Raw genomic sequence first — 8,487 nt, 5'->3', positions numbered from 1 at the left:
ATCGTCGCTACGATCACCGCCTGATGTACGTCAAGGCCACAGCCGACCTTTACTATTTGTTCAAAAGCTACTTCTCCCGTTTCCATATAATTTTCAAGGGTTTCGATAACCCTTGAAAGTTACTAAATATTCATTTTCGTTTGGGTGCGCTAAAGCCGCCCATGGAGATTTCATCTGTATAAAATTTACTTTTTAGAGGCCAGATCGGTCCGCCGAAGCGGGAATAGCCTGTACCATTACGGAATAGATCGTAGTCTGTTGACTGGTTATTCATCGTTCCACGCCGGTCCGTTGGGTAGGGTATTCCTTATGGCTATTTCATGTTTTGATCTTGTTAAAATTTAAACCTCAAGCTCTTTGAAAAGAGTAGCAGTTTCCCGCTTATAGACTCCAATGCCAGAGAGCATATTGCCAAACATCATGGCAAACAAGCCTGGTATGAACCCAATATAAAGCAGATTCATTGTGAATTTTGCCCGCAGTACAGATGGCATCATCATGCTGGAGTTTGAGAGTGCTCCGCTGATGTCTATCCCATATACTTGTAAGTACAGGGTGACTGATACGCCAATGATTGTGCCAACAACCGATCCAATTGCCCCAATTAGGAAAGCCTCGTAGATCAGGGAGCGGTATATTTGCCCCTTTGACTCGCCAAGAGCCAGCCTGATCCCAAACTCTTTGTATCGCCGCAGGCCACCCAGCAAGCCAGTGTTCCATAACACTACCGACATGGCCATCACAAAAATGGCTACAAACAATCCGGAAAACATGTCCACATAGTCGAGATAGTCAGAGAGGCCATTTTGGTCTTTCAACCTCAGCATGATGGGTGCAAACTCATCAGTATTGTTGACAAAATCAGCGTTGAACTGCTCGCTGATAATCGTTGCCCTTTCATCTGAATAAACACCTCCATTCAGGAAGCCCAGCACCTCACCGACACCATTCTCCATGTCCAGCATTTCCTGAGCATCAGCAATATCGATAATAAGCGCTCCCCTGTCCATAGCCGCCGTGCCAAACCGAATGGTGCCACAAATGGAGAAGTTTTTGAAAGCCATACTTCCATTCATAGTAGATCCAAAATAGGTGATCTCATCACCGACTTCAAGCTTCAGCTTTTCTGCAAAATCATGCCCGACAATCACCTCTCCCGGCTTTTTTGGTACAGCGCCGGTCACCATGGAGCTGAGGATGTTAAGTCTTTCCAGCTCTCCACTTCGGCCCGATAGTATTTCGAGGGCCATTCCTGTGGCCGGTCCCTGCCCCGTCGTTTGTCCTTGCGCATCCGGTACGTCAAGTATGCCTCCAAACTTGATGCGCTTAACCCATTGCACATCCGGAAACGTCGCCGACAAAGACTGAACGAGCTCATTTACATCCAACAAAGCCAGGTCATTAGGCAACTGATCCTTATTGATGTTGTAAGCCCTGGTCATCACTTTTAAATGACCTGTATCAAATCGGGCACTCTGGTCGATGAGGTCGCCCATCACGCCTTTCATATATCCACTCAGCAATACTGTGAGTGACACGCCAATGGTGATAATAACGATTGGTAAAAAACTACGGCTCTTGTCCCTCAATATGCCTTTCAACAGAAATCGTATCATATTAATTTTCCTTTTAAAGCGGTGACAGGATCCATTTTAGCGATTCGTCTTGTTGGGAGAAAACTCACAATGGTGGCTGAAATAACGACCAAAAGCGTAGTGCCAAACACTAAACCCGCACCAAAGGCTGGAAAAATTCTTTCTCCAATCGTCACTCCCATTTCCTGAGTGGGTGCTGGAATGGCTATACCTGTATTGGCCATGTAAATAAAGAACGGAATCCCATACAGGCAGCCCACCACCATAGCGAAGAGACTGTACATACTACCTTCTACGGTGAACAAGCCCACCACCTGCATCCTTGTCATGCCCAGGGCTACGTAAGTCCCGATTTCCTTTTGCCTTCGGAAAATAGAAAGCACCTGGGTGTCGAAAATGGCCAACAGTGCAATGGCCAGCAGCAGCACATACATAATGGAACTGCTCGTTTTCTTCATTTCAATAATTTTGCTCAACTCACTTAAAAGCTCCTCCTGACTGTCAAACTTCCAACCCTGGATCAGCTTGTGTTCGTATCCTTCGCTGGCAACGAACATAGTGGCGTGTCCGTCTAGTCCAGTCATGTCCCACAGCTTATCAATTGCCATCCATATCTGTCCGTTGTCCACTGTGCCTACGTCGGTATCGAATATCCCGGCCACTGTTATGTTTGCTGCATCGAATGTGCCGTTGCCGTCACGCCAGCGCATCAACACCTGATCACCCACCTTCAAATTAGCCGAAGCGGCCATACGCTTTCCGATAATACAAGGAATTTCAGCATCGCTCGCCTGAAGTAACTTTGTGGGCAATTCCAGAACGCTTTGATCAGCATCAATTCCCTTCAGCACCACCGACACCATTCGCCCCTCAGGATAAATGGTGGCTTGTCGGATTAATATGGGGGTTAAATTTCCTGCTGCCTCCTTCGGAAAAACATCGTGTCCGTCTTGCATAGAGAAGGGATCAAAAGGATCATAGTTTTCGTTGAGCAGTTGGCCATGGCCGTATTCCCACTTCACGCCCTCGATCCTTGCCTGCTGGTTCCAGCCATCTATCACTCCATTGAAAAATATGATGATCACAAAGGCAAAGGAAAGCACCGCCACATTGAGCCAGGTTCTTAAACCAGCCCCTATTAGGTTTTTGTAAGCTAATTGGAATGATAGTTTCATTGTTTGCTCATTTCGTGTTCTACAATCTCATCTTGTGCCAGCTTGCCATCTTCAAGGTGAATCAGCCGATCCAGGTAGCTCATCACCTTTTCATCGTGAGTCGAAAAAAGGAATGTAGTTTTCAATTCCTCATTGAGCTTCTTCATGGTTTTCATGATGTGGTGTGCATTTTTGGCATCGAGGTTGGCTGTAGGCTCATCGGCCAGCAATATTTCCGGCCGCTTCACCATGGCCCTGGCGATGGCTACACGCTGGCCTTCACCACCTGAAAGCTTATCCGGCTTCTTTTCGGCCATGCTCTCAAGTCCCACCCATTCAAGCGCTTCCATCACCCGCTTCTTTCTTTCTGCTGGAGCTATGTCTTGCAAAATGAGTGCGAATTCTACATTTTCAAATACCGTATACACTGGCAGCAAGTTGTATACCTGGAAAATGAACCCAATATGTAGGTTTCTGAGCCGTGCCGACTCTTTGTGCGACAATTCGGAAATGCTTCGCCCCATTACCTCAGCTTTGCCTTCAGTTGGACTATCGAGCGACCCAATGATGTTGAGGAGCGTAGTTTTTCCAGACCCACTGGGTCCCACCAAGCCAGCAAATTCTCCTCTGCCAATTTGAAGGTTGATGTTGCTCAATGCCGTAAACTCTCCGTTGCCAACGGGGAATCGCTTCGTTACACTGTTAATCGATATGATTTTATCTTTCATCGTAGCAAAATTTAATGGTTATATACCAGCAGCAGTCGGATGCCCGGCCCTGTTGGAGATTGTACAAGTTCGTTTTCCTGAATACCCTGCGGACTTCCTGAATTGTAGTAGGCCATCAGATAACCGGTCACTTTTCTGAAGCTATGAGAGTAATTAATAAAGACATTGTAGTCGGTAGTAGTCCAGTTGTAGTAGTAAACTGCACTAATTGTATCAAACAGCCCCAGTGGATAGGAGATGTTGGTGGCCGTTATATTGGTGGTATTGCTGAAGCGAAGCACCTGGGAGTCGAAAGACATGGTCAAGTGCTCAACAACTACGTTCAAGCCACTTCCAATGCCAAAAGTGTAGTCGGTGCCAAGATTGAACAGCGACTGATTGGTAAGTTGATCCAACTGCTTGTACTTATGGGTAAACGAGGTTTCAAACCATAGTCCCACACCTAAATCCCATTTCCCATCTATTCCTACTCTGTCCTCAGGCACCTTTTCGTAAAGCGGGCTGTCTAAAAGCTCAGCTGCGTTCGAGGTACGGTGATGATAGGAAACTGCCAACTCTCCTCTGGAAACCGGGTACTGAACCCTGCCTCCAAACTCCGGGTGTTTCCTGTAAGTCTTTACTGCATCGAACCCTCTCGTTTTTTCATTGCCCGCCAGCACCCAAAACCACACATTGGCGTTGTTCAGAAAGTAATACCTGCCCAGGGCACCATAAACTCCATAGGTAAGTTTCAAAGGGTCTCTGGGGTCTATTTGGTTGAACCACTGCAGGGGGCGAAGCAATGTGGAAGAACCGAAGTCAATCTTTTGCAATCCGACCCTCACCTCATATTGCCTGCCTGTAATCCGGGTCCATATCCTGTAAGGCTGAATATTGCCGTCTGTATATGACGAATCAAATGCGTGGAAATCAAAAGAGCCATAAATATTGGCTGAAGCTTCAAAATCCAGCACCACTGTGGAATCCAGCTTCAAAGCGTAATTAAGCTGGGGAATGTAACGGCCTCCTGTAGAAAAGTTAAGTTTACTATCTCGATTATAATTGGCGTAAGCGGAGACTTGGCCATCAAAAATCAACTTATTGTACTCCTGACCAAAGGACTTTTCCCAGAAAGTGGCAAAGACTGTTAAGAGTAGTATAGTTGTAAGCCCTTTCATTTTGACGTGTCAGAAAGAATCCCATAAAAAATTAAGTTCGTTAATTCCATGATCAAATCCTGAGTGTTTGGGTATATCCCCGACAAATGCTCATCGACCAGTTTGTTGCTCATATCATTGAGCACATACATGAGAAAGTCAATATTCAGATCTGCTCTTATCCACCCACTCTTTTGAGCCTCAATTAAATCTTCTCGAAATAGCCTGGTGCTTTGCGTGCTGTATTCTTCAAATACCCTTCTGAGGTTCCCATCACCATTTTGGTAAATATCCTTCAAAAATTCGCTGCCTATGCCCCTCGTGCTGTCGTGCTTTAGTTTAATTAACTGTCTGACTTTCTCTCCGTAAGGTGCATCGAGCCGCATGATGTCTTTGTATGTGGAAAGACCAGCCTCCAACTCACCCGAAAGCACTTTCTCAGCTACATCAGCCTTATTGACAAAAAGTCTGTAAAAAGTCATTTTGCTAACACCGGCTTCCTGGCATATCTCTTCGACGGTCACTTTTTTGATCCCGAACTTCCAAAGCAAGTCCCTTGCAGCACTAATGATGGATAAATAGCTTTTGTTCTTTTCTCGACTTTCCATTTAAAAAGTTACTATTTGTATATAAAAATACGGATAATGTAACAATTAGCTCATATTAGTCACATTTATTTTCATTAGCGGCAACGATTTACCTCTTGGAAGCTCCCCAATCCTATGTAAAAAGTGTTACTGGCGCCTAAAGCAGTAGATTTTGTGGTCAATTTGTTTATTGAAAAACCTTCCGGCCTCGATGAGTACTTGGAGTGATGGAAAAATACTTAGTTCACTTTTTTCAGAACTAATAAAACCTTTGTATGTTTGTGCCGTTAATACTAATACATGACAAGCGAAACAATCAAATTATCTGACAAACAAAGCGAGCTTATCGAAAAGATGGGTGTTCAGATAGAGAAATACGGCGCTTCTCCTGCAGCGGCCAGGGTGCAGGCCTTGTTGCTAGTTTCTGATGAAACTGCGCTTACCTTTGACCAGATTATGGAGACCCTGAAGCTAAGTAAAAGTGCTACCAGCAATGTGATCAATTTCCTGCTTCAAACTAACAGGATAGAATATATTACCAAGTCGGGAGACAGAAAACGCTACTTCCGAACGATGATGCATAAGTGGGAAGAGCAGTTCATGGAACAGTCGCAAGATGTCAAGCAAATGTCAGATATCTTGTCAGAAATTCTCAGAGAGCGTACCGGTGAAACGACAGAGTTCAATTCACACATGAAACATTTGGTCAATTTCCTGGAATTCTATAGGGCATCGGTAAAGGATGCTTTTGAAAAATGGAAGCAAGCGAGGTAAAAAAATTTACCTCAATTGGTTCTTTTACTTCAGAACTAAATATAATAATAAATATAATACAGAATGAAAAGAATCATTTATTTTCTACTTATTGTTCCACTGCTTAGCCAGGCGCAGCCAGCCTCGTATCAACTGTCCCTTGAGGACGCAGTGCTGATGGCGATCGAGAATAGCCCATTGCTGAAAAAAGCAGGGTATGAGAAAGAAATAGCACAGGCACAAGCCAGACAGGCCGTAGGCGGCTACCTTCCTCAGGTAAAGGCCAGTAGCCAGTTCACCGACAATTTTGCACTACCAGAGCAACAGCTACCCGGGGAGGTTTTTGGTCAACCCGGTACAACCATTCCAGTAAAATTTGGTGTGAGGTACGGAGTAAGTGCAGGGCTGGAGGCGTCTCAGGTCATTTATAACCAGCAGTTGATTGCGGGTGTGAAAAGCGCAGCTTCCCTCGAAGCACTGATGCACTACGGTGAGCTATCTTCAAAAGAGGAGCTTGTTTATAACGTTTCGCAGGCCTATTTACAAATCCAGGTAACCAGGCAACAGAGGGAGCTTGTTAAGAGCAATCTTGAGAGAGTTGACAGACTGTATCAGAACTCAAAAGCACAATTCGATAACGGTATCATCAAGGAGAACAGTGTCAAACAACTGGCGGTAAACTTCCAGAATACAGAAACCCAGCTTTTAGAGGTCGGATATAACCTCGACCAGCTCACCAACCTGTTGAAATTTCACCTGAGCATTGATCAGTCGACAGAATTAGTGTTGACCAGCGACCTAATTACTGACAATAAAATCATTCTTCAAGACGAGCTTTCACTAGAAAGTAACATCCAATACAGGCAGCTATTGCAGCAGGAAAACCTTTCCCTCATCAATGAAAAATATGAGAAAGCAGCCTACGTGCCATCCCTTAACGCCTTTATGAACTTCGGGTACACCGGTCAGACAAATGACTTCAAATTTTCAGGTGCAAACTACAATTCTTTCAACAATGGCACTTGGGGGCTGAGTGTAAGTATCCCCGTCTTTGATGGCTTCCAAAGAAGAAACAAGCTCCAGATCGCACAAATTGAAACAAAGCAGGTGCTCGAAGACAAGAAATACCTTGAGCACAACATCAATATGAATTACCAAAATGCTGAGAGCAGAATAAGGCTCAGTCGAAAGCAGGCTTCGGCCCAGAAAGCCAATATGGTGCTAGCCCAGGATGTATATGAAGCAACCACGGAGAGCTTTCAGGAAGGCGTAAGCCCACTTTCAGAATTGCTCGATGCAGAAAATAGTCTGCTGGAAGCTCAGGCAAATTACCTCACCAATCTGTTGCAGTTAAAGCTTGCTGAACTCGATCATTTGAAAGCAAGTGGCCAGTTAGCTCAGATAGTGGAAAATATAGATATCAACAATCAATAGTCTCAAAAATTCTAAATAGAAATACAATGAATTACAGAAAAATATCATTCATCGGAGTGTGCGCTGTGGTAGCCGTCTTTATAGGCTGGAAACTCTTTGCCAATAAAAAAGTGGTGGATGCCCGTGAATTGGAAACGACTGAAGTGTCATTTGCCATCCCCGTAAAAACACAAAGTGTGCGCAGGGAAGACATCAGCAGTGAACAGATGCTGACAGGTGTATTTGAAGCGAACGAAAGCATCTCTTTAGTCGCAGAAAGTCAGGGAACAGTAACAAAAATAGCAATAAGTGAGGGTGATCGTGTTGGCAAAGGTACCATGGTATTGAAAATTGGTGATGCCTCATTGCAAGCCCAGTTGACCTCATCAAAAGGTGCGTATGAGAAGGCTGCCAAAGACCTTGAGCGCTTTAAACGCCTTGAGGCAACAGGAGCTGTAAGTAAGCAGCAAATAGAAGAAGTTGCTCTGGCAGTAAAAAATGCGGAAGCAAACATTGAGTCAATCAATCAGCAGCTGAGATTCACCAACCTCAAATCTCCTATCAGCGGCCTTGTGAATGACGTGTTTGTAGAAGAAGGCGAATTTGTAATGCCAGGTACGAAAGTAGCGGAGATAATTAGCGTGGATCTATTAAACTTCATCATCAACGTTTCCGAGTCCGACCTGAACATAGTGAAGGAAGGTCGTGAGGTAGAAATAATGACTGACGCCTATCCCTTGAAATCCTATAAGGGAAAGATTGAACATATCTCCTATAAAGCTGACGATTCGAGGAAGTATAAAGTGACCATTTTGGTGGTAAATGATAAAATGAACCCTTTGAGGTCCGGGATGTTTGGAAAAGCATCATTTAGGTCTCTTGCCGGAGGCCAGGATGCACTAGTAATTCCACGAAGAGCTATTGTGGGAAGTTTGAAGGATGCGAAAGTTTATTTGGTCTCAGGTAACAAAGTAGTCTTGAGATCTATCGTGGTTGGTGCCAAGCTCAACGACAATCTGGAAGTACTAAAAGGTCTGCTTGAAAACGAAGTAGTGGTTGTTAGCGGTCAGATCAACCTGACAGACCAGGCGGAAATAAGAGTGGCCAATTAATTTTTAAAA

Annotated in this window: 8 protein-coding genes; 3 read left to right on the top strand and 5 right to left on the bottom strand. The window is 44.6% G+C overall.

Annotated features, from left to right (window positions below):
* Window positions 1–341: 341 nt before the first annotated feature.
* Genes RIF36_RS16675 through RIF36_RS16655 form a run of 5 tightly spaced genes read right to left on the bottom strand, consistent with a single transcriptional unit; the run spans window position 342 to window position 5,221 of the window.
* Window positions 342–1,616, bottom strand: coding sequence for an ABC transporter permease (locus tag RIF36_RS16675; RefSeq protein WP_350125077.1), 1,275 nt, complete (start codon window positions 1,614–1,616; stop codon window positions 342–344).
* Window positions 1,613–2,770: an ABC transporter permease gene (locus tag RIF36_RS16670; RefSeq protein WP_350125074.1), complete on the bottom strand. Its 1,158-nt coding sequence runs from the start codon at window positions 2,768–2,770 to the stop codon at window positions 1,613–1,615. Before RIF36_RS16670 ends, RIF36_RS16675 begins: the two co-directional genes overlap by 4 nt.
* Complete coding sequence (locus RIF36_RS16665) at window positions 2,767–3,477, bottom strand: ABC transporter ATP-binding protein (RefSeq protein WP_350096892.1); 711 nt, start codon at window positions 3,475–3,477, stop codon at window positions 2,767–2,769. Before RIF36_RS16665 ends, RIF36_RS16670 begins: the two co-directional genes overlap by 4 nt.
* Before the next feature lie 11 nt (window positions 3,478–3,488).
* Complete coding sequence (locus RIF36_RS16660; protein ID WP_350096890.1) at window positions 3,489–4,634, bottom strand: hypothetical protein; 1,146 nt, start codon at window positions 4,632–4,634, stop codon at window positions 3,489–3,491.
* Window positions 4,631–5,221 carry a TetR/AcrR family transcriptional regulator gene (locus RIF36_RS16655; protein WP_350125071.1) on the bottom strand — a complete coding sequence of 197 codons (591 nt, stop codon included), beginning with the start codon at window positions 5,219–5,221 and terminating at the stop codon, window positions 4,631–4,633. The genes RIF36_RS16660 and RIF36_RS16655 overlap by 4 nt, the downstream gene beginning before the upstream one ends.
* A gap of 279 nt (window positions 5,222–5,500) precedes the next feature.
* Between RIF36_RS16655 and RIF36_RS16650 the strand changes: the two genes are divergently transcribed.
* The 3 genes from RIF36_RS16650 (at window position 5,501) to RIF36_RS16640 (ending at window position 8,478) form a co-directional block, all read left to right on the top strand.
* Entirely contained in the window at window positions 5,501–5,974 is a 474-nt protein-coding gene (locus tag RIF36_RS16650; protein WP_350125068.1) for a GbsR/MarR family transcriptional regulator, read from the top strand.
* A 63-nt stretch (window positions 5,975–6,037) separates the two neighbouring features.
* Window positions 6,038–7,387 (top strand): TolC family protein, encoded by a 1,350-nt coding sequence (locus RIF36_RS16645; RefSeq protein ID WP_350088072.1) that lies wholly within the window; start codon window positions 6,038–6,040, stop codon window positions 7,385–7,387.
* A gap of 26 nt (window positions 7,388–7,413) precedes the next feature.
* Window positions 7,414–8,478, top strand: coding sequence for an efflux RND transporter periplasmic adaptor subunit (locus RIF36_RS16640; RefSeq protein ID WP_350125065.1), 1,065 nt, complete (start codon window positions 7,414–7,416; stop codon window positions 8,476–8,478).
* The last annotated feature ends 9 nt before the right edge of the window (window positions 8,479–8,487 follow it).

Source organism: Imperialibacter sp., from assembly GCF_040222815.1.
Classification (GTDB): Bacteria; Bacteroidota; Bacteroidia; order Cytophagales; family Cyclobacteriaceae; genus Imperialibacter.
This window is presented reverse-complemented; position numbering and strand designations above follow the sequence as displayed.

Bases quoted from the DNA above. Each gene is read 5' to 3' on its own strand.
- RIF36_RS16675 (WP_350125077.1), bottom strand. From the start codon at position 1,616: ATGATACGATTTCTGTTGAAAGGCATATTGAGGGACAAGAGCCGTAGT.
- RIF36_RS16670 (WP_350125074.1), bottom strand. From the start codon at position 2,770: ATGAAACTATCATTCCAATTAGCTTACAAAAACCTAATAGGGGCTGGT.
- RIF36_RS16665 (WP_350096892.1), bottom strand. From the start codon at position 3,477: ATGAAAGATAAAATCATATCGATTAACAGTGTAACGAAGCGATTCCCC.
- RIF36_RS16660 (WP_350096890.1), bottom strand. From the start codon at position 4,634: ATGAAAGGGCTTACAACTATACTACTCTTAACAGTCTTTGCCACTTTC.
- RIF36_RS16655 (WP_350125071.1), bottom strand. From the start codon at position 5,221: ATGGAAAGTCGAGAAAAGAACAAAAGCTATTTATCCATCATTAGTGCT.
- RIF36_RS16650 (WP_350125068.1), top strand. From the start codon at position 5,501: ATGACAAGCGAAACAATCAAATTATCTGACAAACAAAGCGAGCTTATC.
- RIF36_RS16645 (WP_350088072.1), top strand. From the start codon at position 6,038: ATGAAAAGAATCATTTATTTTCTACTTATTGTTCCACTGCTTAGCCAG.
- RIF36_RS16640 (WP_350125065.1), top strand. From the start codon at position 7,414: ATGAATTACAGAAAAATATCATTCATCGGAGTGTGCGCTGTGGTAGCC.